The 23228-nt window shown below is 62.0% G+C and carries 22 protein-coding genes; 9 read left to right on the top strand and 13 right to left on the bottom strand.

Annotation, left to right across the window (positions count from 1 at the left end; translation table 11 throughout):
- Positions 1-7: 7 nt before the first annotated feature.
- The 6 genes from AB9K34_RS07650 (at position 8) to AB9K34_RS07625 (ending at position 5554) form a co-directional block, all read left to right on the top strand.
- Positions 8-1036, top strand: coding sequence for a branched-chain amino acid ABC transporter permease (locus tag AB9K34_RS07650; RefSeq protein WP_369953828.1), 1029 nt, complete (start codon positions 8-10; stop codon positions 1034-1036).
- Positions 1033-1806: an ABC transporter ATP-binding protein gene (locus AB9K34_RS07645; RefSeq protein WP_369953827.1), complete on the top strand. Its 774-nt coding sequence runs from the start codon at positions 1033-1035 to the stop codon at positions 1804-1806. The genes AB9K34_RS07650 and AB9K34_RS07645 overlap by 4 nt, the downstream gene beginning before the upstream one ends.
- Positions 1806-2489, top strand: coding sequence for an ABC transporter ATP-binding protein (locus AB9K34_RS07640; protein ID WP_369953826.1), 684 nt, complete (start codon positions 1806-1808; stop codon positions 2487-2489). The genes AB9K34_RS07645 and AB9K34_RS07640 overlap by 1 nt, the downstream gene beginning before the upstream one ends.
- On the top strand, positions 2486-3955 hold the full coding sequence (locus tag AB9K34_RS07635) for an aldehyde dehydrogenase family protein (protein ID WP_369953825.1): 1470 nt from the start codon (positions 2486-2488) through the stop codon (positions 3953-3955). The genes AB9K34_RS07640 and AB9K34_RS07635 overlap by 4 nt, the downstream gene beginning before the upstream one ends.
- 79 nt (positions 3956-4034) lie before the next feature.
- Positions 4035-4784, top strand: a complete 750-nt coding sequence (locus AB9K34_RS07630; RefSeq protein ID WP_369953824.1) for an SDR family oxidoreductase — start codon at positions 4035-4037, stop codon at positions 4782-4784.
- Between the two features lie 35 nt (positions 4785-4819).
- Positions 4820-5554: a class I SAM-dependent methyltransferase gene (locus AB9K34_RS07625; protein WP_369953823.1), complete on the top strand. Its 735-nt coding sequence runs from the start codon at positions 4820-4822 to the stop codon at positions 5552-5554.
- Between the two features lie 22 nt (positions 5555-5576).
- Here the strand turns inward: AB9K34_RS07625 and AB9K34_RS07620 are convergent, their stop codons facing one another.
- The 3 genes from AB9K34_RS07620 to AB9K34_RS07610 are packed head-to-tail and all read right to left on the bottom strand — an operon-like array spanning position 5577 to position 8742.
- A complete protein-coding gene (locus tag AB9K34_RS07620; protein WP_369953822.1) occupies positions 5577-6440 on the bottom strand; it encodes a MaoC family dehydratase N-terminal domain-containing protein in 864 nt (287 codons plus the stop codon).
- Positions 6437-7546, bottom strand: coding sequence for a CaiB/BaiF CoA transferase family protein (locus AB9K34_RS07615; RefSeq protein WP_369953821.1), 1110 nt, complete (start codon positions 7544-7546; stop codon positions 6437-6439). The genes AB9K34_RS07620 and AB9K34_RS07615 overlap by 4 nt, the downstream gene beginning before the upstream one ends.
- A complete protein-coding gene (locus tag AB9K34_RS07610; RefSeq protein WP_369953820.1) occupies positions 7546-8742 on the bottom strand; it encodes an acyl-CoA dehydrogenase family protein in 1197 nt (398 codons plus the stop codon). Before AB9K34_RS07610 ends, AB9K34_RS07615 begins: the two co-directional genes overlap by 1 nt.
- A gap of 514 nt (positions 8743-9256) precedes the next feature.
- Between AB9K34_RS07610 and AB9K34_RS07605 the strand changes: the two genes are divergently transcribed.
- Positions 9257-10072 carry a prephenate dehydrogenase/arogenate dehydrogenase family protein gene (locus AB9K34_RS07605; protein WP_369953819.1) on the top strand — a complete coding sequence of 272 codons (816 nt, stop codon included), beginning with the start codon at positions 9257-9259 and terminating at the stop codon, positions 10070-10072.
- A gap of 100 nt (positions 10073-10172) precedes the next feature.
- Here the strand turns inward: AB9K34_RS07605 and AB9K34_RS07600 are convergent, their stop codons facing one another.
- The 7 genes from AB9K34_RS07600 to AB9K34_RS07570 form a co-directional block, all read right to left on the bottom strand.
- A complete protein-coding gene (locus tag AB9K34_RS07600; RefSeq protein WP_369953818.1) occupies positions 10173-10310 on the bottom strand; it encodes a hypothetical protein in 138 nt (45 codons plus the stop codon).
- 82 nt (positions 10311-10392) lie between these two features.
- Positions 10393-11385, bottom strand: coding sequence for an ABC transporter substrate-binding protein (locus AB9K34_RS07595; protein ID WP_369953817.1), 993 nt, complete (start codon positions 11383-11385; stop codon positions 10393-10395).
- 49 nt (positions 11386-11434) lie between these two features.
- On the bottom strand, positions 11435-12280 hold the full coding sequence (locus AB9K34_RS07590) for an ABC transporter permease (RefSeq protein WP_369953816.1): 846 nt from the start codon (positions 12278-12280) through the stop codon (positions 11435-11437).
- Positions 12277-13197, bottom strand: a complete 921-nt coding sequence (locus AB9K34_RS07585) for an ABC transporter permease (protein ID WP_369953853.1) — start codon at positions 13195-13197, stop codon at positions 12277-12279. Before AB9K34_RS07585 ends, AB9K34_RS07590 begins: the two co-directional genes overlap by 4 nt.
- Before the next feature lie 47 nt (positions 13198-13244).
- Positions 13245-14060 carry an ABC transporter ATP-binding protein gene (locus AB9K34_RS07580; protein WP_369953815.1) on the bottom strand — a complete coding sequence of 272 codons (816 nt, stop codon included), beginning with the start codon at positions 14058-14060 and terminating at the stop codon, positions 13245-13247.
- 31 nt (positions 14061-14091) lie between these two features.
- A complete protein-coding gene (gene hydA / locus AB9K34_RS07575) occupies positions 14092-15546 on the bottom strand; it encodes a dihydropyrimidinase (protein ID WP_369953814.1) in 1455 nt (484 codons plus the stop codon).
- A 66-nt stretch (positions 15547-15612) separates the two neighbouring features.
- On the bottom strand, positions 15613-16863 hold the full coding sequence (locus AB9K34_RS07570; protein ID WP_369953813.1) for a Zn-dependent hydrolase: 1251 nt from the start codon (positions 16861-16863) through the stop codon (positions 15613-15615).
- Between the two features lie 146 nt (positions 16864-17009).
- Here AB9K34_RS07570 and AB9K34_RS07565 point away from each other — a divergent pair, with 146 nt between their 5' ends.
- Positions 17010-17651 (top strand): TetR family transcriptional regulator C-terminal domain-containing protein, encoded by a 642-nt coding sequence (locus tag AB9K34_RS07565; protein ID WP_369953812.1) that lies wholly within the window; start codon positions 17010-17012, stop codon positions 17649-17651.
- A 106-nt stretch (positions 17652-17757) separates the two neighbouring features.
- Here the strand turns inward: AB9K34_RS07565 and preA are convergent, their stop codons facing one another.
- Together preA and AB9K34_RS07555 are read right to left on the bottom strand one after the other, a co-directional pair.
- Complete coding sequence (preA, locus tag AB9K34_RS07560) at positions 17758-19062, bottom strand: NAD-dependent dihydropyrimidine dehydrogenase subunit PreA (RefSeq protein ID WP_369953811.1); 1305 nt, start codon at positions 19060-19062, stop codon at positions 17758-17760.
- Between the two features lie 46 nt (positions 19063-19108).
- Complete coding sequence (locus tag AB9K34_RS07555) at positions 19109-20434, bottom strand: NAD(P)-dependent oxidoreductase (RefSeq protein ID WP_369953810.1); 1326 nt, start codon at positions 20432-20434, stop codon at positions 19109-19111.
- Between the two features lie 255 nt (positions 20435-20689).
- On the opposite strand from AB9K34_RS07555, the gene AB9K34_RS07550 reads away from it, so the two are divergent.
- A complete protein-coding gene (locus AB9K34_RS07550) occupies positions 20690-21151 on the top strand; it encodes a group III truncated hemoglobin (RefSeq protein WP_369953809.1) in 462 nt (153 codons plus the stop codon).
- Between the two features lie 120 nt (positions 21152-21271).
- On the opposite strand, the gene AB9K34_RS07545 is transcribed toward AB9K34_RS07550, so the two are convergent.
- Complete coding sequence (locus AB9K34_RS07545; protein ID WP_369953808.1) at positions 21272-23152, bottom strand: PhoX family phosphatase; 1881 nt, start codon at positions 23150-23152, stop codon at positions 21272-21274.
- Between the last annotated feature and the right edge of the window lie 76 nt (positions 23153-23228).

Raw genomic sequence — 23228 nt, 5'->3', positions numbered from 1 at the left:
ACACCGCATGAGCGATACGACACGACACCCGACATCGGACAGCGCGAAATCCGGTGCCATGCCTTCGATACGCGCGATTCTGACATTGCTGGGAATCCTGTTGCTGGCGGCGGTGCCTTTCATCGCGCCCTCCATGCAGTTGCTGATCAATCTTGCGCTGGCCAAGGGGCTTGCTGTACTGGGGGTCACCGTCCTGCTGCGGGCGGGGCAGGTTTCTTTCGGTCATGCGCTATTCTTCGGCATCTCGGCTTATGTCGGTGCTTTCCTGATGGCGTCGCTGCCCGAGGCGGATCTGATCCTTGTGCTTGTGGCCGGGGTCGGCGGAGCCGCCGTCAGCGGGTTGCTCGTGGGGCTTTTCGTGGTGCGCTACCGGGGGATCTTCTTCGGAATGCTCAACCTGGCCTTCTCGATGATCTTCTGGTCGATTCTCGAAAAGTTCTATCATGTCACCGGCGGGGCCGACGGCATTCGCCTGGCACGCCCGGCGGTCCTTGGGATGGTCATGGAACGCTCCGATTTCGAGGCGGTGATATTCTACCTTTCGATCGTGCTTATGGTTGTGCTCGGCTGGTTTACGCTGCGCTGGTTCGCCTCGCCTGTCGGGCAGATTTTCCAGACCATCAAGACCAACGAAACGCGGCTTGAATATCTCGGTTTGTCGCCAAGGCGCGTATTGTTGTCGGGCTACATGCTGTCTGCGGCGCTCTGCGGTGTCGGCGGGTCGCTCATGGCGTTGACGCAGGGTGTGGTGACACCGGAATATGTCTGGTGGGTGCGTTCTGCGGAAATGGTTTTCATTGCCGTGCTTGGCGGCGCAGGTTCGGTGCGCGGTGCCTTTATCGGCGCGCTGATCTACGAGGTCGTGCGGATCTATGCCTCGGCCTTTGCGGGTGACGTCTGGCAGCTTCTGCTGGGAAGCTTCCTGCTGGTCATCATCCTGTTTGCGCCGGGCGGGATCATGGGTATCGCCGATACCCTGATCGGTCACCGCAAGATGAGCAGCCAGCGACCGGGAACAGCGGAGGAGGCCAAATGAACGCGACACCGAGATCGGGCACGCCGCCGCTGCTGGAAACCCGCGATCTGGTCATCAGGTTCGGTGGCGTGACCGCAGCCAACAATGTCTCGATGCAGATCGAGGCCTGGCGCAACCTTGCCATCATCGGTCCCAACGGGGCGGGCAAGACCACCTTCCTGAACATCTGCACCGGCTGGCTCAAGCCGCAACAGGGCAAGGTCTTTCTGGAAGGCGAGGACATCAGCGCACTGCCGCCGCGCAAGATCGTTCGGCGCGGTGTCGCGCGGGCGTTTCAGATCCCGCAGCTTTTCACCGAGCATACGGCGCTGGAAAACCTGCTGATCTCGGCGGCGGCGCGCGAAGGGCTGCGCAACCCGCTGCAAAGCCTGCACAGGATCAGGCAGCGTGACGAGATGATGCACCTGCTTGATCTGGTAAACTGCGCCGATGTGGCCGACCGCGTGGTGGTCGAGCTGTCCGAAGGGCAGCGCAAGCTGATCGACATTGCCGTTGCTCTGGCCCTGAAGCCGCGGCTTCTGCTGATGGATGAACCCACGTCCGGCGTGGCGTCTTCCCAGAAGCACGAGGTGATGGAAATACTTGTTGGTGCTCTGGCCGAAGCCGGGGTGACGTCGGTTTTCGTCGAACACGACATGGGGATCGTGTCGCGCTATGCCGACGAGGTCGCGGTCTGGAATGCAGGCAATGTGCAGTTGCGCGGCACACCCGAAGAGATGCTCGAACACCCCGACGTCATCCGCGATGTCATTGGCGAGGAAGTGGCCTGATGCTTGAATTTCGCGATGTGAGCGCCTCGATCGGAATCATCGGGATCCTGCGCAACCTGACCTTTCGCGTCGAGGCCGCCGAGACCCTGGCCCTGATCGGGCGCAATGGCGCGGGCAAGACCACGCTTTTGCGCACCATCATGGGCTTTACCAAGATGCAGACGGGCGAAATCCTGTTCGAGGGAAAGTCCCTCGGCTCGGTTGCGCCACCGAAACGGCCCGGTCTCGGCATCGGATATTCACCGGAAGACCGGCGGCTGTTCTCAGCCTTCACGGTCGAAGAGAATATCCTGCTGCCCGCCGATGCCGCCAGGCTTGGTCCGGTCGAGACGCGGCGCAGGCTGGACAGGGTCTATGACATTCTTCCCGAATTGCGGGAAATGGCGAACCGTCCGGCGGGCAACGTATCGGGCGGGCAGGGCAAGATGGTTGCCCTGGCGCGGGCGCTGATGCTGGGGACCAAGCTGGTGATGCTGGACGAGCCGTTCCAAGGCCTCGCGCCGGCGCTGGCCCTGCGCTACGCCGATGCGCTGCGCGCCCTGCGGGACAGCGATCGCAGCATTACCCTTGTCATCACAGAATCCAATCCCTCGCTGTTGCGCGGTTTCGCCAGCCGGACGCTGGTCATCGAACGCGGCGAGGTCTCTGAGGGGTCGCTTGACCCGGAAAGGAAAACGGCATGAAAGATTTCCCAGTCAGCAAGCGCGGCCTTGTGCTGCCCAGGCCCCTGAACCTGATCGGCAACGCCTTTGTGCCGGCTGGCACGGGGGCCGAGTTCGACGTCCTCTCGCCGCTGGACGGTCAGCGGTTCGCGGCGATCGCCGACAGCGGCCCCGAGGATGTCGATGCCGCCGTCGCGGCGGCCCGCGCAGCCTTTGACGGCGGTGCCTGGAGCAAGCTTTCGGCGACCGAGCGCGGGCGCCTCATGCTGCGCCTGTCTGCGCTGATCCTGGAGCATGCCGAAGATCTGGCGCAGCTGGAAAGCGCCGACAATGGCAAACCCATCTTGCAGGCGCGTGCCGACATGCAGGTGACGGCCCGCTATTTCGAGTTTTACGGCGGTGCCGCCGACAAGGTGCATGGAGAGATCATTCCCTTCCTGCCGGGCTACAATGTCGAGGTACAGCGCGAACCTCACGGCGTCACCGGACATATCATTCCCTGGAATTACCCGGCGCAGATGTTCGGCCGCTCGGTCGCCCCGGCACTGGCCATGGGCAATGCGACGGTGCTCAAGCCCGCGGAAGATGCGTGCCTGACGGCCCTGCGCATCGGTGAACTGTCGGTCGAGGCAGGCTTCCCGCCCGGCGCGCTGAACATCGTGACCGGGCGCGGGGATGTGGCGGGCAAGGCGCTATCGGAACATCCGGACATTGATTTCATCTCTTTCACCGGCTCGCCCGAAGTCGGTGTGATGATCCAGATCGCGGCCGCGCGCAATTTCATCGGCTGCACGCTGGAACTGGGCGGCAAGTCGCCGCAGATCCTGTTCGAAGACGCCGATCTCGATGCGGCCATTCCCGTGGTGATCAACGCGCTGATCCAGAACGGCGGGCAGACCTGTTCGGCAGGCACCCGCGTGCTGGTGCATCGCAGCCTCTGGGACCGCGTCGAGACCCGGTTGAAGGCCGCTTTCGAGGGCATCAGCGCCAGTGCGTCGGACGAGGCGGCGGTGCTGGGGCCATTGATTTCCGCCAGGCAGAAACGCCGGGTAGAAGAATATATCGAGACTGCCGATGCACCGCTCATCGCGCGCGGTGGCATCTCTTTCGAGGCGCCCGAGGGCGGTTTTTATGTGGCGCCGGCGGTCTTTGGTCCCTGTGCGCCGGACGCCCGGATCGCGCAGGAAGAGGTATTCGGCCCGGTTCTGGCCATGATCCCCTTTGATGACGAAGCCGACGCAATCCGTATAGCCAATGGCACGGATTACGGTCTGGTGGCCGCGATCTGGACACGGGATGGCGCTCGACAGCAGCGCGTCGCCAAGGCGCTGCGCTGCGGCCAGGTCTTTATCAATGGCTATGGTGCGGGCGGCGGCGTCGAACTGCCTTTCGGCGGTGTCCGCAAGTCCGGGCATGGTCGCGAAAAGGGATTTGCTGCGCTGCTGGAGTTTTCCCACATCAAGACCGTGGTGAACAACCACGGGTGAGCCCCATGCGCGACAGAATGCGATGCGACCCGCGAGGTCGATCCACAACACACTCAGATCAGCACAACGGAGAACGCAGGTGAGACTTCAAGGCAAGACGACAATGGTGACCGGTGCGGCTTCGGGTTTTGGCAAGGGTATTGCCGAAACCTATATTCGCGAAGGGGCGAAGGTCGCGATTTGCGACATCGATGCCGAAGGCGCCCGCGCCGTGGCCGAGGAACTGGGTGAAGATGCCATCGCGGTAACCTGCGACGTGGCGCAGGGTGATCAGGTCGAGGCGGCCGTGGCCCAGGTGACCGACGCGTTCGGCAGCCTCGACATCGTGATCAACAACGCCGGCTGGACCAACGCCAACAAGCCGCTGATGGAAACGGACGAAGCGACGTTTCGCAAGATCTATGATGTCAACGTGCTGTCGATCTTTCACATGACCAAGACCTGTGTGCCGCTCTGGCGCAAGCAAGGGGGCGGGGTGATGATCAATGTCGGCTCAACCGCCGGAATCCGGCCGCGGCCCGGGCTGACCTGGTACAATTCGTCAAAGGGAGCCGTGAACCTGATGACCCGGTCGCTCGCGGTCGAACTGGCACCGGACAATATCCGGGTCTGCGGCATCGCGCCGGTCATGGGCGTGACCGGGCTGTTGGAGAAATTCATGGGTGTGCCGGACACGCCGGAGAACCGGGAAAAATTCATAGCCACCATCCCGCTCGGACGTCTGTCCGAGCCACGCGACATTGCCAATGCGGCGCTCTATCTCGGCTCGGACGAGGCGGATTTCATCACCGGTGTCATCCTCGAAGTCGATGGTGGCCGTACCATCTGACGTTCCGGCGTCCGGTTCAGAAAGAGAGAGAGCAAATGCCAGTCAGCAACACGCGCGGGGCGGCAGGTCGGGGGGTGGTGCGGGAGCCAGACGTCGTCACCGCCCGAATCCTTGCACTTCTCGCGGACGAAGAGGTGCACCGGGTCGTCGATATCGGTTGCGGACGGGGTGGGCTGGCGGCGGCGCTGGTCCGTCGTGGTTACTCGGTGACCGGTGTCGATCCGTCTGACCTGGCGCTGGACGTGGCGCGGGCCCGGGCACCCGGCGCGCGATTCCTTCGGGCCGGCGCCGAAGCCATTCCCGCCAGCGACAGCAGCTTTGGTGCCGCGATTTTCCATAACGCGCTACATCATCTGCCAGAGGGGCGGATGGAGGCGGGCATCGTCGAAGCCTGGCGTCTGTTGCGGTCCGGCGGCGTGCTGGTGGTGGTCGAGCCGCTGGCCTCGGGAAGTTTCTTCGAGGCGATGCGGCGCGTGGACGATGAAACAGCGATCCGTGCGCAGGCACTGGCGGCTCTGACACGCTTTGCCGACCGGCATGACAGCTCGCTGGTCGAGGACAGTCAGCTTGACCGGATCAGCCGTTTTTCATCCGTGGATGAATTCCTGAGCTACCTGTGTGCTGCGGATCCGTCGCGACAGACGGTCATCGATGCCGACCGGGACGCGGTGACACGCGATTTCCTGCACCATGCTGAGGCGGTCGAAGGCGGCTTATCGCTCCTGAGGCAGCCTCATATGATACGGGTGTTGCGCAAGAACGCGGGTTAGCCTGGCCTGCAGGTCTCGGGATTTACCATGTGGCGGTGGCATCCATTGCGATGGGCCCGCCGGGCCGCGCGGTCCAGAGGCGCATACCATCATCCGTTGTTTCGGCATTGAGCACCACATCGCTGGTATCGAACAGCGGTGAAAGGCTGCGAAAGCGGAACTCTTTCGGGACCTCGCCGCGCAGATCCGCTGCGAAATGGACGAGAAGCGTCGCTTGCAGCGGCCCGTGAAAGATCAGGCCCGGATAGCCCTCTTCGGCGGTGACATAGGGCTGGTCATAGTGGATGCGGTGGCCGTTGAACGTCAGCGCCGAGTAGCGGAACAGCAGCACAGGATCGGTCGCGATGACCTTTTGATTTGCACCGGCCCCGGCGATGGCGGGCACATTTCCGACGCCCGCCTGTCCGGTGCCGCGGTAAACGATGTCCTGACGCTCGGTCAGGGCGATGCCCTGCGGGTCGGAAATCCGATGATCGACGGTGACGAAACACAGCGGCCCGCTCCGTCCCTGCTTGAGCACCACGTCACGGATGGTCGAGCGACGGGTGACAAGTGTGCCGACCCGCAGGGCGCGGTGGAAGACAAAGGCGCCGCCCGCCCACATGCGACGGGGCAGGGGGACAGGCGGCAGGAACCCGCCCCGCGCCGGGTGGCCGTCAGGACCGATTTCGCTGGCCGGTACTGCCGGCTGGGTCAGGCAAAGATGGATCAGCGACGGAGCCGCGGCACCCGCGCCGGTGTCTCCCGTGCGACCGAGCGTGGCGTTGAACCGTTCCGCCAGTGCCGGTGTCAGGTCTTCGGAACGGGTTTCGGTCCTGCCGATCCAGCCGCGCAACATCTCGATATCAAGCGCCAGGTCTGCCCCTGTGTCGTCCGATTGGGTCATTGATCCACCTTCGTCTTGATCGCGGGAAGCGCCGGGACGGGACCATAGCGGCGGGTCTCTCCGGCGACGCGTGCGGCGGGCGCAGGATAGGTAACGGGGCCATTGGGGGTGAGGACTTCGATCCGGCGCAGATGCGGATGCGCGGAAAGGCCCGACATGTCGTTGACAGAAGCCATGGCGACATCGGCGTGCCCAAGCGCCTTGATGGCCTGCTCATGGCACATCGAGGCAAAGGCCGCGGCGACAATCCCATCGGTTTCGCTACGGTTGGCAACCCTTGCGACATTGGTGGCAAAGCGCGGATCCAGGCCCAGATCCGGGCGTTGCAGGAAATGTTCGCAGAGCATGCGCCATTCCCGGTCGCTCTGGATCGAAATCAGGATCAACTGGCCGTCGCGGGTGGAAAAGGCACTGTAGGGCGAGATCGAGGGATGCGCCATTCCGACCCGCTTCGGCGATTTGTCGCCTTCGTGATTCAGCAACGGGACCGTCATCCAATCGGCCATCACATCGAACATCGAAATGGTGATCGCTGCGCCCTTGCCGGAAATACCGCGGGCGATCACCGCCTCCAGAATCGCCGCATGAGCGGTCGCGCCGGTGGCGATGTCCACGATCGACATGCCGACGCGGGCAGGTTCGGAAGGTCCGCCGGTGATCGAGCAGAGCCCCGATTCCGCCTGAATGAGCAGGTCATAGGCCTTGCGATCCGCCATCGGTCCGTCTTCGCCATAGCCGGTGATCGAACAGGTGATCAACCTGGGATAGTCGCGCGCCAGCCGCTCGGGTGTGAACCCCAGACGCCCGAGCGCGCCGCGCTTGAGATTTTGCACCAGCACGTCCGCGTCGGCCAGCAGGCGTGCAAGCTCAGCCTTGCCGCTCTCGGAGCGCAGGTCGAGCACAACCGATGTCTTGCCCCTGTTCAGCCAGACGAAATAGCTGGACTGGCCGGCGGCGACATCATCGTAGCCACGTGCAAAATCCCCTTCTGGTCGTTCGATCTTGATCACCTCGGCACCGGCGTCAGCCAGCCGGCAGGTGGCGAAAGGAGCCGCAACCGCCTGTTCGACGGCGACGACCTTGAGGCCTTTCAGCGGCAGCGTCATCAGAAGCTCCGGGGCAGGCCGAGCACATGCTCCGCGATGTAGGACAGGATGAGGTTGGTCGAGATCGGCGCAACCTGATAAAGGCGCGTCTCGCGGAACTTGCGTTCGACATCGTATTCGTGGGCAAAGCCAAAGCCGCCATGAAACTGGATGCAGGCATTCGCGGCTTCCCAACTCGCCTTGGCGGCAAGGTACTTGGCCATGTTCGCCTCGGCGCCGCAGGATTTGCCCGAGTCGAAAAGCGCGCAGGCCTTGTAGCGCATCAGATTGGCGGCCTCGACTTCGATATGGCTTTCGGCAATGGGAAACTGCACGCCCTGGTTCTGTCCGATCGGACGGCCAAAGACGATGCGGTCCCTGACGTATCTTGTCACCCGGTCGATGAACCAATAGCCGTCACCGATACATTCGGCCGCAATCAGCGTGCGCTCGGCGTTCAGACCGGTCAGGATGTAACCAAAGCCCTTGCCCTCTTGGCCGATGAGATTTTCCTCGGGGATTTCAAGGTTGTCGAAGAAAAGTTCGTTGGTCTCGTGGTTGACCATGTTCGGGATCGGCGTCACCTGCATTCCGGATTTCATTGCATCCTTGATGTCGACGAGGAAGATCGACAATCCCTCGGATTTTTTCTTCACCTCGGCAAGTGGTGTGGTGCGGGCCAGAAGGATCATCAGATCCGAATGCTGCACCCGGCTGATCCAGACCTTCTGGCCGTTGATGACATAGCGGTCCCCGGTTTTCACGGCTGTGGTCGTGATCTTCGTGGTATCGGTGCCCGTGGACGGCTCCGTGACACCCATGGATTGAAGGCGCAATTCACCAGAGGCCAGCCTCGGCAGGATGCGCTGTCGCTGTTCCTCGCTGCCGTGACGGACAAGCGTGCTCATGTTGTACATCTGACCGTGGCAGGCACCGGAATTGCCACCGGCCCGATTGATTTCTTCCATGATGACCGAGGCTTCGGTCAGGCCCAATCCGGAGCCGCCATATTCTTCGGGGATCAGGGCGGCCATCCAGCCGGCGCTTGTCAGCGCATCGACGAACTTTTCCGGATAGGCGCGGGCCGCGTCGACTTTTCGGTGGTATTCGTCGGGAAACTGCGCGCAGACCGCACGCACGCCATCGCGAATATCCTGAAAGTCGCTCTCGACGTCTTGAAGCAATGGCCTCTCCTTGTCTTTGCAGCCAATCGACATAGCTGCCGCCCCTCGCGGCACCTCGCTCGCAGACTGACCCATCCGCGTCAGTATACGGAAATACCGCTTTGTCATGGGGGGCATATCGTAAGTCTATGGCCCCGGATTCCGGTGTGGTATTGCGAACCAGGGTGCTGTCACGCGAACCTGCGGCAGTCAACCAAAGCCAGAGTGATTTATCGCCCGTTAACACACGGGTTTACAATGCGCCGGTTTCAAACGCGATACGTGAGGCATCGCTCCGAAAACGGAACCGGGACCCGCGCTGTCGTTCCGGGCTGGAATGACGCGCACCCGGACCGTCCTGAATCCGTCTCTCCAGAATGCCGCGCTCCGGCCAATGGCCGCCAGGCGGTAACATCGTTGACATTGCTCTATTGGATGCTCTACCGCTGACCTCATGATCAGATCGTTCTTCGTATCGCAGGACTATTATCCTCAGCTTCCATAGCTGCGGGTAATTCATCATTGGTTTTCCGCTGCCCCTGTCAGCGGTCAACATGCAATCGACCTTGTGCCGGGCGGCAAGTTCAAAGGTCGAAAGATGAACAACAGAATTCAAAACACCTCGCTTGGCATCGTCGGGTTTGGGGCATTCGGACAACTCGCAGCCCTTCATCTTGGCCAGTATTTCGAAATATCGGCCTATGACCCGTCCGTGGATGTTGCCGAGGCTGCAAAGCAACTCGGAGTGCGGCTGGCATCGCTACAGGACGTATCGCAGGCTGATGTGGTTCTCATTGCGGCCCCGGTGTCCTCATTTGAGCGGGTGGTCAGCGAGATCGCAGTTGCCTGTAAACCCGGCGCGCTGATTGTCGATGTTGGCTCAGTCAAAGTCATTCCCACGGAAATCATGCGGCGACTGTTACCGAACCATGTAGATATCGTGGCGTCTCACCCCTTGTTCGGACCTCAGAGCGCCACGACCGGTATTGAAGGGCTAAAAATCGCGATCTGTCCCATTCGGGGAAAACGACATTTGAGGCTGGGTGCTTTTTTGCGCAGGTCTCTTGGTCTGACCGTTGTCATGACGACACCAGAAGCGCATGACCGAGAAGCAGCCGTCGTACAAGGGCTCACGCATCTTATCGGCAAAGTGCTCCTGAGAATGGGACCGCTGCCGACGCGCATGACCACGAAGAGCTTTGACTTGTTATCCGAGGCGATTTCGATGGTTCAGCACGATGCGCCAGAAGTATTCGAAGCGATTGAGAAGGCCAATCCATACGCCGAGGCTGTGCGACGACGGTTTTTTGATTTGGCTGCAAGTTTGAGCGTCGAATTGGAAACGGCTTTGAGGACACCGCAATATAACGAAAGCGAGCATTGATGGAGCGGTAACCTGATCCCGGTCATTTGTGCGCGGGCAACGCCATCAGCAGTTGATAGACTCCGTTGCGGAGTGTCTGCGACGGGGCCGGTAGAAAACATCATGCCGGAAACATTGCTTGGCGGATGAGCACCTTCTTTTCGTATTCCGGCACCTTCGAAAGTGTCGCGGCATGCAGGATCAGGGCGTTTCGCATCAAACCGAAACGCCCCATCATCCGGTCGTCGGCATCACCCATGTGGCGTTACGGGCATGGTGATGATGTATCGGATTGGCGATATGGAACGGGCCCCGATCATACCGGGGCCCTCGTGTCCGGATCAGTTACCCGCCAGCGCCTTGTCCGTGATGACGGTTGTAAACGCGCCTTCCGGTTCCCTGGTGATCACCGGGTCCGATCCGCCCGCCAGCAGTGTTGCCACCGTGCGCTCGTAATCGGCAGAATCCAGCGCGCCATTCGAGCCGGCGGTCAGCTTGGCGACCTCGGTCATCATGCGCACCTGATGCGCTTCGGTCTGTGCGCCGGTCTCGTCATAATCAAGCACGATCATCGCCGCGTCCTCGGGGTTCTCTTCGGCCCATTTCCAGCCTTTCATCGACGCGGCGACGAATTTCTCCATCCGTTCGACAAAGGCCGGGTCGGACAGGTTTTCTTCCATGACATAAAGCCCGTCCTCGAGCGTCGCGACGCCCTGATCCTCGTATTTGAAGGTGATCAGCTCTTCGGGCGCGACACCGCTGTCGAGTACCTGTCCATATTCATTGTAGGTCATGGTTGAAATGCAATCGGCCTGACGCTGCAGGAGCGGATCAACGTTGAATCCCTGCTTCAGAACCTCGACGCTGTTCTCGCCCTTGCCATCGGTTCCGATGCCCAGATGCGACATCCAGCTGAGAAACGGGTATTCGTTGCCAAAGAACCAGACGCCGAGTGTTCGGTTGACCAGCGTTTCCGGTCCCTCGATTCCCACGTCGCCCCAGCAGGTCAGCATCATCCCAGATGATTTGAATGGCTGCGCGATATTGACCAGCGGCAATCCGTTTTCGCGTGCCGCCAATGCGGCGGGCATCCACTCGACGATGACATCCGCCCCGCCTCCGGCGATCACCTGCGTCGGCGCGATGTCCGGCCCACCGGGCAGGACGGTGACATCAAGCCCGGCCTCTTCGTAATACCCGTTCTCAAGAGCCACATAGTACCCCGCGAATTGCGCCTGCGTGACCCATTTCAATTGCAACGTGACGTCGTCGGCAAAGGCCGGAACGGTCAGCGCGGTCGACGCGAGCGCCGCGATCAGCATGGATTTTGTCATGATAGTCTCCTGTTGGTTTTGGTCCTTGGTTTGTTGTTGTCTGCGGTTCTCAGCCGCGCTGTGACGGGTGCCAGAAGGTGAGCCATTTTTCGATCAGTGCCGCCAGCCCGTAGGCCAGCGTGCCGGTGATCGCCGCAACCAGAATGGCGGACCAGACGAGGCCAAGATCAAGCTGACCGATCGACGTCGATATCCGGAACCCCAGCCCCTGGGTCGGAGAGCCGAAAAACTCCGCGACGATGGCGCCGATCAGGGCGAGCGTCGTGCAGACCTTGAGCCCGTTGAAAATGAATGGCAACGCTGCCGGCAGGCGCAGTTTCAGCAGGGTCTCGCCCCAGCTCGCCGCATAGGTCCGCATCAGGTCGCGCTGCATCGCGGATGTTTCCGACAGGCCGGCAACCGTGTTCACCAGCATCGGAAAGAACACCATCAACACCACGACCGCCGCCTTGGACTGCCAGCCGAAGCCGAACCACATCACCAGAATGGGTGCGGTGCCGACGATGGGCAGCGCGGCCATGAAATTGCCAAGCGGCAACAGGCCCTCGCGCAGATAGGCATAGCGGTCAACCAGCAGCGCGGTCAGGAAAGCGGCGGCGCAACCGATGACATATCCGGCAAGCGCGCCCTTGAGAATGGTCTGCACGAAATCGCCCCACAACATCGCGCCGTTGCTGGCAAAGGTGGCTGCAATGACGCTGGGCGGGGGCAGGATGACCTGCGGGACATCGAGGCCACGCACGATCAGCTCCCACATCGCCAGTACGGTCGCGCCGAATATCAGCGGAACCGCCAGCCGCGCCGCGCGTCCCTGTGCGCGCGCCGAAGACGCGAGCCAGAGGTTCAGCGCGAAACCCGCCGCCCAGATCAGCAAGGCAAGGATCACGAGATTCATGGCTGCCCCCCCATCGCGCGCAGCGTGCGCCGCTCCAGCCAACCGGTCAGCCAGACCAGCAGCGCCGCCAGCGCCGCCGCCATGATAAGCGCGGCCCAGACCTGCGACGTCTGACCATAATAGCTACCCGCCAGCATCCGTGCACCCAGACCGCCTTTCTGTACCGGCAATTCGCCGACGATGGCCCCGACCAGGCTGGCGGCGATGGCGATTTTCAGCGAGGCAAAGAGATAGGGCACCGACGCAGGCAGACGCAGCTTGGTCAGGACGGTCATGTCGCTGGCATTATAGGTGCGCATCAGGTCGAGCTGCATCGCATCGGGCGAGCGCAGACCCTTCACCATGCCGACGACCACGGGGAAAAACGACAGGTAGGCCGAGATCACCGCCTTGGGAATCAACCCCTGTATGCCGATGGAATAGAGCACCACGATGATCATCGGTGCCAGCGCAACAATCGGTATCGTCTGGCTGACGATGGCCCAGGGCATGATCGACATGTCCATGACGCGCGAATGCACGATACCGACGGCCAGCGCGATCCCCAACGCGGTGCCGATCACGAACCCGAGAAATGTCGCGCCCAGTGTGATGCCCCCGTGATAGACAAGCGAACGATTGGACAGGCTGCCCGACCTGACAAAGCCGCGCCGTCCGTTGATCTCTTCGTCTATGGTTGAACGATACAGTTCCCCGGCGACCTGATGCGGCGCGGGCAGGCGGGGCCGGTCCAGGCTCCAGCTTTCGCCCAGCAGGCCGGGATTGCGCATCACAAGGGTCCAGGCGCCCATATCGCGCCGTTCGACCGCTGTCGGCGGCGAAACGGATTCCCCTGCACGCTCTGCACGGGTCAGCACGTCCTGCACGTTCATCGGCACGACCGCGAGATACCAGATCGCCAGGACCGCCAGGACCATCGCCAGAACCGGCGGCAACCGCCAGCGGCCGGATCCGGTGCCGGCGCTCACTCTTCGTACCCCGCGCGCAGCCCGTCGCGCACCCGGTGGGCGATCTCGATGAACTCGGGCGTGTCCCGAATATCGAGCGGCCGTTCCTTCGGCAGCGGGCTTTCGATCACATCGCTGATGCGACCCGGGCGCGGGGACATCACCACGATATGCGTGGACAGGTAGACCGCCTCGGGGATCGAATGGGTGACGAAACAGATGGTTTTCCGTGTCCGGTCCCACAGGCGCAACAGTTCTTCGTTCAACCGGTCGCGCACGATTTCATCCAGAGCGCCAAAAGGTTCGTCCATCAGCAAAATTTCGGCATCAAAAGCCAGCGCCCGCGCGATGGATGCGCGTTGCTGCATGCCGCCGGACAATTGCCACGGGAATTTCTTTTCAAAGCTGCTCAACTCCACGAGTTCGAGCACCCGCGCGACGCGCTCGGCCTGTTCCGCCCTGGAGAAGCCCATGATTTCCAGCGGCAGGCGGATATTTCCGCCGATACTGCGCCACGGATACAGCCCCGCCGCCTGAAACACATAGCCATAGGCCCGTGCCCGCCGCGCCTCGTCCGCCGTCATGCCGTTGACCGTCAGGCTGCCGCCCGTCGGCGTTTCCAGTCCGGCGATACAACGCAGCAGGGTGGTCTTGCCACAGCCTGACGGACCGATGAAGCTGACGAAACTGCCGTTGGGCACATCGAGCGACACGTTTCTGAGGGCATGGACCGGACCGTCGGCCGTCTCAAAGGTCAGGTCCAGCGCGTTGGCCGCGATCACTGGCGTTGCAGCGTCCGGGGCCGGTGCGGAGTCGAGAGCGGAGACGCTCATGCGCAGGTCTTTGCAGTGCAAACCGATGCCATCAGACCCCCGTTGCGGGAATGCCGCTGCGCTCGACCGGGCGCGGCGCGGTCAGTTCTTTCCAGGTCGACAGCGCTTTGTTCACCGTGGTGTTGGCCGCGCGGCTGACGAATTCGCCATGGCCTTCCTCGGTGCGGATTTCCCCGTCCATCACCGCAACCTGTCCGCGGGTCAGCGTATAGCGCGGCAATCCCTTCACGGCCTGCCCCTCGAACACGTTGTAGTCGATGGCGCTCTGCTGGTTTGCGGCGGAAATCGTCTTTTCCTTTTTCGGATCCCAGACCACGATATCTGCATCCGAACCGACCATGATCGCCCCCTTGCGTGGATAGCAGTTGAGGATCTTGGCGATATTGGTGGACGTCACCGCAACGAATTCCTCGGGTGTCAGCCGCCCGGTTTCCACCCCCCGCGTCCACAGCATCGGCATCCGGTCCTCCAGCCCGCCGGTACCGTTGGGGATCTTGGTGAAATCGCCGACGCCATAGCGTTTCTGCTCGGTGGTAAAGGCACAATGATCGGTTGCCACCACGCTGAGCGACCCCGATTGCAGCCCGGCCCAGAGACTGTCCTGATGCTGCTTGTTGCGGAACGGGGGCGACATGACGCGACGGGCAGCGTGATCCCAATCGGCGTTGAAATACTCGCTCTCATCCAGCGTCAGATGCTGAATCAGCGGCTCGCCCCAGACCCGTTTGCCCTGCATCCGGGCGCGGCGGATGGCCTCGTGACTGTCTTCACAGCTGGTATGCACCACGTAAAGCGGCACACCCGCCATGTCCGCGATCATGATCGCGCGGTTGGTTGCCTCGCCCTCGACCTGCGGCGGGCGGGAATAGGCGTGGGCCTCGGGGCCGGTATTGCCCTCGGCCAGCAGCCTGGCGGAGAGTTCGGCGACCACGTCGCCGTTTTCCGCGTGCACCATCGCGATTCCGCCCAGCTCGGCCAGTCGCTGGAATGACGCGTACATCTCGTCGTCGTTGACCATCAACGCGCCCTTGTAGGCCATGAAATGCTTGAACGTGTTGATGCCGCGATCCTCGACCACGGTTTTCATCTCGTCAAACACCTGTTCGCCCCACCAGGTCACCGCCATGTGAAAGGAATAGTCGCAATTCGCACGGGTCGATTTGTTGTCCCACATTTGCAGGGCATCCAGCAGCCCCTGACCCGGCGAAGGCAGCGCGAAATCAACCACCATCGTGGTGCCACCGGCAAGTGCCGCGCGGGTGCCGCTTTCGAAATCATCGGTCGAATAGGTGCCCATGAACGGCATTTCCAGATGCGTATGCGGATCGATCCCGCCGGGCATCACGTAGCAGCCGGTCGCGTCCAGCACGTCGTCACCGGTCAGGTCGAGGCCGATCTCGGTGATCTTTCCGCCCTCGACCCTGACGTCTGACTTGTAGGTCAGATCGGCGGTGACGATGGTTCCGTTCCTGATGACGGTGCTCATTGATTGTTCTCCCCGTGTCGTGGGCACCTCGTTTCGGTGCCTGATTGTTCTTGTTCCCAGGTGGGATCAGGTGACGATCTCCGCCGTTTCGGCAACCGCGTGCAACAGCACATCCGCCCCGGCGCGCGCCCACTCGCGGGTGATCTCTTCGGCCTCGTTATGCGACAGCCCGTCGACACAGGGGCACATCACCATCGCGGTCGGTGCGACCTGATTGATCCAGCAGGCGTCGTGACCGGCCCCCGAAATCAGATCGCGATGCGAATAACCCAGACGCTCGGCGGCGTTGCGCACGGCGCTGACGCATCCCGCGTCGAACTCCACCGGATCGAACCCGCCGACCTTTTCGAATGCAACCTCAAGCTCCATGTCGTCGCAGATTTTCTGCGCCTCGGCCTTCAGGCGCGTCTCCATGTCCTGAATCACCGCCAGGTCGGGCGAGCGGAAATCGACCGTGAACACCGCGCGGCCCGGTATCACGTTGCGCGAATTGGGAAAGACCTCGATATGGCCCGCCGCACCTACCGCGTGGGGTTTGTGCGACCATGCGATCTCTTCGACCTTTTCCAGTATCCGCGCCATGCCAAGACCGGCATTCCTGCGCATCGGCATGGGGGTCGAGCCGGTATGGGCGTCCTTGCCGGTGACGGTGACCTGTGTCCATGACAGGCCCTGACCATGGGTCACGACCCCGATATCCTTGCCCTCGGCTTCGAGAATGGGGCCCTGTTCGATGTGCAGCTCAAAGAAAGCGTGCATCTTGCGTGCGCCGACTTCTTCCTCACCGCGCCAGCCTATGCGTTCGAGTTCATCACCGAACCTCTTGCCATCGTGATCCTCGCGATCATAGGCCCAGTCCTGGGTATGCACGCCCGCAAATACTCCCGACGCCAGCATCGCCGGCGCATAGCGCGTGCCCTCTTCGTTGGTCCAGTTGGTGGCGACAATTGGATGTTTGGTCTTGATGCCAAGGTCGTTGAGCGTGCGGATGATCTCGAGCCCGCCCAGCACGCCAAGCACGCCGTCATACTTGCCCCCGGTCGGTTGGGTATCGAGATGGCTGCCGACATAAACCGGCAGCGCGTCCGGATCCGTGCCTTCGCGCCGGGCAAACATGTTGCCCATCTGGTCGAGACCCATCGTGCAGCCGGCCTCTTCGCACCAGCGCTGAAACAGGGCGCGGCCCTCGGCGTCTTCGTCGGTCAGCGTCTGGCGGTTGTTCCCCCCCGCGACGCCCGGCCCGATTTTGGCCATTTCCATGAGAGAGTCCCAGAGCCTGTCGGCATTGACTGTCAGGTTCGCTGATGGTGCGGTCATATCATCCCCGATCTTGCTAGCAACTGCTGGCCATTTCATGATTTGACCAACCGGTCAAAGTCACGCTACCACGGAGCCAAGGTCAGTCAAGTCCGCCGCAAGCAAAAGCGGCGATCGCGTGAAAAATCGGCAGGGAATGTCAGGCAATGACGAAAAGATCGGCGCGACCGCATCCCCGCGACGGCAGCAAACCCAGAACCCGCATCCAGAAGCGCAACCGCGAGCTGATCCTCGGCGCGGCGCTCGAAGTATTTTCGAAACATGGCTATCGCGGCGCGACGCTGGATCAGATTTCCACCGAAGCGGGTCTGAGCAAACCCAACCTGCTATATTACTACCCGTCGAAAGAAGCCATTCACCGCGAGCTTTTGCACGGACTGCTCGACACCTGGCTGGACCCGCTCAAGGAACTTGATCATGGGGGCGAGCCACTGGACGAGATCCTGGAATACGTGCAGCGCAAACTCCAGCTGGCCCGCGATTACCCGCGTGAGAGTCGCATCTTCGCCAACGAGATCCTGCAGGGTGCTCCGACGATCCTGCCCGATCTTGAAGGCGATCTGAAAGCGCTTGTCGATCGCACGTCTGAAACCATCCGGCGCTGGATCGCGACGGGGAAGCTGGCACCGGTCGATCCCGTGCACCTGATTTTCTCGATCTGGGCGCTGACGCAGCATTATGCGGATTTCGATATCCAGGTCCGGGCCGTCAATGGCGGCGTCGATCCTTTTCCCGGTGCGGAACAGCATCTGAAAACGCTGTTCCGCCGCATGCTTACACCCGATTAATGCGTTTTGCGATTGACTTGAAACATCTGGTATCACCTGACGCGTTGAAATCTCTGATTTCAGGCAGCATCAGGTGATGCAGGTTTATCGCGAAATGCGATAGAGTTCATTCCGCCGCACGCGCCATCGGATTGTTGGGATGCGAGGTCCAATCCGCATGCTCGGCCGACACGACACGGCCGGTGCGCGGATCGGTCACGCCGGGTTCCAGCCGCTCCATGGTGATGCAGCCCTCGACCGGACAGACATCGAGACACAGGTTGCAGGCGACGCATTCGCTGTCGTCCACATCGAACACCCGGTCCGGGCTCATGGTGATGGCCTGATGCGACGTGTCCTCGCAGGCGGCATAGCAGCGGCCACATTTGATGCAGGCACTCTGGTCGATCCGGGCCTTGGTGACGAAATTCAGGTTGAGATACTGCCAGTCCGTCACGTTCGGAGCCGCGCGGCCCTGGAAATCGGCGATCGAGGCATAGCCCTTTTCATCCATCCACTGCGACAGGCCGCGTTTCATTTCCTCGACCACACGGAACCCGTAGGTCATCGCGGCGGTGCAGACCTGGACGGTTCCACATCCGAGCGCGATGAATTCCGCCGCATCCCGCCAGGTGGTGACGCCGCCAATGCCCGAAATCGGGAGGCCGTGTGTTTCGGGATCGCGGGCGATCTCGGCCACCATGTTCAGAGCGATGGGTTTGACTGCAGGGCCGCAATAGCCGCCGTGACTGCCCTTGCCATCGATGCTCGGCTCGGGGCTGAAGGTATCGAGGTTGACCGAAGTGATCGACGACACCGTATTGATCAGGCTGACCGCATCGGCTCCGCCGGCACGGGCCGCCCGCGCCGGATAGCGGATATCGGTGATATTCGGCGTCAGCTTCACGATGACGGGCCTGTCGTAATATTGCTTGCACCACTCGGTGACCATCTGGATATAGTCCGGCACCTGGCCGACCGCCGCGCCCATGCCGCGTTCGCTCATCCCGTGCGGGCAACCGAAGTTCAGTTCGATCCCGTCGGCCCCAGTTTCGGCGACACGGGGCAGGATGGCTTTCCACGACGCCTCTTCGCAGGGCACCATGATCGACGCGATCAGCGCCCGGTCCGGATAGTCGCGTTTCACCCGAGTCATTTCCTCAAGGTTCACGTCCAGCGGCCGGTCGGTGATCAGCTCGATGTTGTTCAGCCCCAGAAGTCTGCGGTCTGCGCCCCAGATCGCGCCGTATCGCGGACCGTTGACGTTCACCACCGGCGGTCCGGCTTCGCCCAGGGTTTTCCACACCACACCACCCCAACCGGCCTCAAAGGCGCGGCGCACGTTGTACTCCTTGTCCGTTGGCGGCGCCGAGGCGAGCCAGAAGGGGTTGGGGCTTTTGATGCCCAGGAAGTCGGTCGTCAGATCTGCCATTGTCTTGATCCTTTCCGGGCCGTCGCCCGTCATGATGTGGGGCGCGTCACTCTGAAAGTGCGGCGTGAATATCCTCGGCAGCGTCACGGCCCTCGGCCACGGCGACCACCGTGAGGTCCTCGCCCGGCGTGCAATCGCCTCCGGCCCAGACACCGGCAAGACTGGTACGCCCCGCGCCGGATACGGCGATCTTGCCACGTTTGGTCGCAAGCCCGGCGTCCTCGGCCAGGTTCTGCCCGATGGCCAGCAACACCTGGTCGGCGCGCAGCCGGATGCGTTCACCCGTCGCTTGCAGCGTGCCGTTGCCAGCCTGGGTGTATTCCAGTTCGATTTCCTGCGCCGCGCCATCGCCATGCACGGCAACCGGCGTGACATTGGTCATCAGCTGGACGCCGTGTGTGGCCGCAAGATCCTGCTCGTATCCGCTCGCTCCCATCGCCGAACGATCGCGCCGGTAGGCAAGCGTTACGCTCTGCGCCCCGAGCAACCGCGATTGCACCGCGGCGTCAATGGCTGTCATGCCGCCGCCGATGACCACGACATTGCGACCCACGGCGAGGCTGGACTTGTCATCCGCCTGCCGCAGTTCGGCGATGAAATCCACTGCGTTGCGCACACCCGCGAGGTCGAAACCCGGCAGGTCGAGCAGGTTGACGCCGCCAAGGCCGACCCCAAGGAACACCGCGTCATGATCGGCCTGCACCGTCGCAAGATCGACATTTTCGCCGAGAACCTGCCCGTGAACCACCTTGATGCCGCCGATACCCAGAAGCCAGCCGATTTCGCGCTCGGCGAAATTGTCGGCGGTCTTGTACGCGGCGAGACCGTATTCATTGAGACCGCCCGCCCGTTCGCGCGCCTCGTAGATGGTGACATCGTGCCCTTTCATGGCGAGGCGATGGGCACAAGCCAGACCGGCCGGTCCGGATCCCACGACACCGATGCTCTTGCCGGTACTGGGCGCCCGCAGAAACGGGTGCCCCTGCCGGGCCATCGCGGCGTCGGTCGCATAACGCTGCAGGCGGCCGATCTCGACCGGCTTGCCCTCGGCGGCCTCGCGCACGCAGGCTTCTTCGCAGAGTGTCTCGGTCGGGCAGACGCGGGCACACATGCCGCCCAGAATATTCTGCTCGAAGATCGTCCGCGCCGCAGCTTCGGGCTGCGCGGTCGCGATCTGGCGGATGAAAAGCGGAATGTCGATATCCGTCGGACAGGCCGTGACACAGGGCGCATCGTGGCAAAAGTAACATCGGTCGGCGGCAACGGCGGCTTCGTGAGGATCATAAGCCGGGTGCAGATCGGCAAAATTCACGGCGATCTCGTCGGCATCAAGGCGTCCGGCAACAAGGCCTGGGGTGTACGAGTTGGTCATTGAGTCTCCCTGGGCATTTTTACCGAGCCTGCCACAAGTCAGAATTTTATCAAACGGTAAAATTTTGGCAGCGCATGAATTCGCGCGTGTTTTTTCCGTGAAAAACTTGCCCAGAGGTCACACGCGCAAGGACTATCCTGCCGTCCGGGCAATCGGGGCGAGGCGCGGCAAACCGTCTTTTGCGAGTAATCGGTATTTTATTTACCAATTGTGTTCGCTACAAACCGGGCGGCGGCATTAATAAAGGTCGGAACAATGCAACTTCGGAACTCAGACGGAACAACATTCAATTCCGTGCGCCCTGATCTGACCCGGAACCTGATGGAGGAAACCGGTCTCGACAACGCGCAACTGTCCGTTCTTGTGGAAGAGTTCTACTCCAGGGTACAAACCGATCCTCTGCTGGGGCCGATCTTTGCCGCGCGCGTCACCGACTGGCCCGCGCATATGGAACGCCTGACCGCGTTCTGGTCTTCCGTGGCGCTGATGACCGGGCAATACCACGGCGCGCCGGTTCCGGCGCATGCGGATCTGCCGGTCGCATGGGCGCATTTCGAACGCTGGCTGATGCTGTTTCGTGAAACCGCAAACCGGGTCTGCTCGCCGGACGGAGCGGCGCATGTGATCGAGCGGGCGGAACGCATTGCGCGCTCACTGCACATCGCGGTTCAGGATGCGGCGGCCACCGCACCGGGCACGATTCCCAACCTGCGCTGAGCGTCGGATACTCGCTGACCGGGCAAAAAAACAGACCGCCGGAAAACTCCGGCGGCCCCGGCGAAAACCAATCCGCCCTGTTCGTTCGGTCAGACCCGCGGGCGGGCCGGCCTGATGCGTTTACCCGACCAGCGCGTTGTCGTTGCGCTTGATTGCCACGATGGTCGAGCGGGGCAAACCCTCGCCCGGGAAACCTGCATCGGGATGCTGGATCCCGACAAACATCGTGCGCTTGTCCGCCGACCAGCAGAGCCCGGTGACTTCGGACCCGTAGGGACCGGTCATGAAACGCTGGATTTCACCGGTTGCCGGGTCACCCGCCAGCATCTGGTTGTTTCCCATGCCCTCGAAGTCGCCTTCGTTGCTGAAGTCGCCATCGGTCTGAATCCAGATCAGGCCTGTCGAGTCGATGGCCATGCCATCGGGCGAATTGAACATGTTGCCTGCCGTGACGTTGCGCGAACCGGAATAGACGTCATCGTGCTTTTCCGGGTTACCCGCCATCACATAGAGATCCCAGGTAAAGGCCGGATCGGTGTGATCCTCGTTGGCCGGGTACCAGCGCACGATCTGGCCATAGCGGTTCTCGGCACGCGGGTTCGGGCCACCAACCGGCGTTTCGTCACCACCCGCGTTGGTCTTGATACCGCGGTTCTTGTTGTTGGTGAGTGCGCAATAGGCCGCAACCTCGTTCGGGCTGACGGCAACCCATTCCGGGCGATCCATCGTCGTTGCGCCAACCTTGGAAGCGGCGATCCGGGCAAAGACAAGAATCTCGTCCATTGCCATATCCGTCGTTTCCGGGGTCAGCGGCAACCATTGCCCCGAACCGTTCTCGAGGAATTTGGCGACATAGAGGGTCCCGTTGTCGAGCAGGGTCGAGGTGTCACCACCCGGAACGTAAACGTCATCGGATACGTATTTGTACAGGAACTCTCCGCGCTCGTCGTCGCCCATATAGACCGCGACACGGCCATCGGGCGCGATCGCGCAGGCGGCGTTCTCGTGCTTGAACCGTCCAAGCGCGGTACGCTTGTTGGGCACGGATTCCGGGTCGGTCGGATCGATCTCGACAACCCAGCCCTGCGTGTTCGGTTCGTTCGGGTCCTTGGAAATGTCAAAACGCTCTTCGAAATTCTCGTAGCCATAACGGCCCGTCAGACCGACGCCGTAACGCATCTGCTCGGGGGTACGCTCGAGCGTCTCGTCGGTCGAGCCGAAGTAACCGTTGAAGTTCTCTTCACAGGTCAGATAGGTGCCCCAGGGGGTCTTGCCCGCGCCACAGTTGTTCATGGTGCCGCGCGCCGTCATGCCCTGCGGGTCGGACACCGTCTTGAGCAGGTCGGAACCCGCAGCAGGTCCGGTCAGGTTGATCACGGTGTCCTGGGTGATACGGCGGTTGTAAGGGCTGTCGACCACCACGGCCCAGCCATCTTCTCCCTCTGCCACCTCGATCACGGCGACGCCCTGCAGGTTGCGCAGGAGCTGCGCGTCCTGTGCCGAGCCTGCCTTGCCCTCCACATGGGTATCGGGCAGGTTCACCTTGTTGTTGGTGTATTCGTGGTTCACCGCGATGATCTGGCGATTGCCCACGAGGAAAAGCTCCATGCCATCCGTGTTCTCGCCAAAGACACGCGTGGCAGAGGTGTGGGTCACGCCGTTTTCCGGGTCAAAGGGTTCGGCATCCGAGAACAGCGCGTCACCCCAGCTGACCATCGACTGCCAGGTATAGCCCTCGGGGACATGCACGGTGCCGTCGGTCGAGATCGGAACCGGTTTGAAGGCAAAGCGCGCTGCGTCCTGTGCCTGCGCCGAGGTGCCATTCAACAGCCCGGTTCCAAGCGCCGCTGCGCCCGAGCCGAAAGCCACGAGACCCGAGAGAAAACCACGGCGCGACAGGCTTGCTTCGACCACGCGGTCGAACTCGGTGACTTCCGGACGGGGATCGTTCGCTTCGTCCCACTCGTCCCAGCTCATTGCGCTTGCGTCAGAATTGTTCATTTTCCTGGCTCCAGTATGTTGCTGTGGCGGTAACTAGTCAGGATTTGAAACCAATATGTGACAGCCTGGCAGCAAT

This window comes from Sedimentitalea sp. XS_ASV28, from assembly GCF_041224545.1.
GTDB lineage: Bacteria > Pseudomonadota > Alphaproteobacteria > Rhodobacterales > Rhodobacteraceae > Sedimentitalea.
This window is presented reverse-complemented; position numbering and strand designations above follow the sequence as displayed.